Consider the following 1445-nt stretch of genomic DNA (forward strand, 5'->3'; position numbering starts at 1 on the left):
TGACACCCCTCCGTCAGGGCTTCGCCCTGCCACCTCCCCTTCCAGGGGAGGAATTTAGCCGATCAGCAGGCCCGCCAGCGCCGCCGACATCAGGTTCGCGAGGCTCCCGGCGACCAGCGCACGGATGCCCAGGCGGGCGATGGTCGGCCGCTGGTTGGGGGCGAGGCTGCCGGTCACCGCCATCTGGATCGCGATCGACGAGAAGTTGGCGAAACCGCACAGCGCGAAGGTGACGACCGCGACCGTGCGCGGCGACAGCTGTGCGGCCTGTTTCCCTAGGTCGATATAGGCGACGAACTCGTTTAGCACGATCTTCTCGCCGAACAGGCCGCCCGCGATACCCGCTTCCTTCCACGGCACGTTGAGCAGCGCCATGATCGGCTGGAATACATAACCAAGCAGCGCCTGGAAGCTCAGGCCCGGAATGCCGATCAGATTGCCCAGCCCCCCGAGCAGCCCGTTCGCCAGCGCCACCAGCGCGACAAAGGCCAGCACCATCGCGCCGACCGCGACCGCCAGCTTCACGCCAGTCTGCGCGCCCTGGGCGGCGGCCATGATGATGTTGGCGGGCTTTTCCTCGTCATGGGTGGCTTCGGCCAGCGCGATCCTCTCGTCCTCGATCACATCGCCCAGCGGCAGCTGGCCGGCGGGCGGCTCGATCCGGTCGGGCATGATGATCTTGGCCATCAGGATGCCGCCCGGCGCCGCCATGAAGCTGGCCGCGAGCAGATATTCGATCGAGATGCCCATCGAGGCATAGGCCGCCAGGATCGTGCCCGCGACGCCCGCCATGCCGCTGGTCATCACGGTAAACAGCTGTGCCGGGGTCAGGCTCGCCAGATAGGGGCGGATGACGAGCGGCGATTCGGACTGGCCGACAAAGACGTTGGCGGCGGCGCAAAGCGACTCCACCTTCGACACGCCGATCACCTTCTCGATCGCGCCGCCCAGCCAGCGCACGACCAGCTGCATGATCCCCAGATAATAGAGGATCGAGACGAGCGCAGCGAAGAAGATGATGACCGGCAGCGCCTGGATCGCGAAATTGCGGCCCAGCGGATCGGACGCCAGCGCGCCGAACAGGAACTTGGTCCCCTCATTCGCATAGCCGAGCAGACCCGCGACCCCGCCCGACAGCCATTGCAGCACATGCTTGCCCCAGGGGACATAGAGGATGAGGACCGCGATCCCCGCTTGCAGTGCAAAGGCCGCGCCGACGACGCGCAGCCGGATGGCGCGCCGGTCGGTCGACAGGGCCACCGCGATGGCCAGAATGACAAATATACCCGCGATACCGATGGCAAAACGATTCATGCGCGCTGCTTAAATAGACCGCTTGGGGCGGGTGGTGGAACGGACGCGGCCCCCCGGCTGCGCGGGGGACGATCATAAGCATGGTGGCGCGCGACCGCCATAGTTTTGATCGGGGGCAGAAATCGTTGAAA

The 1445-nt window shown here is 66.0% G+C and carries 1 protein-coding gene; it reads right to left on the reverse strand.

Going from position 1 to position 1445, the window contains the following annotated elements:
* Nucleotides 1-54 precede the first annotated feature (54 nt).
* Nucleotides 55-1314, reverse strand: coding sequence for a NupC/NupG family nucleoside CNT transporter (locus tag SSA01S_RS18825; protein ID WP_061781614.1), 1260 nt, complete (start codon nucleotides 1312-1314; stop codon nucleotides 55-57).
* Nucleotides 1315-1445 lie beyond the last annotated feature (131 nt).

Source organism: Sphingomonas sanguinis NBRC 13937 (assembly GCF_001591005.1).
Lineage (GTDB): Bacteria > Pseudomonadota > Alphaproteobacteria > Sphingomonadales > Sphingomonadaceae > Sphingomonas > Sphingomonas sanguinis.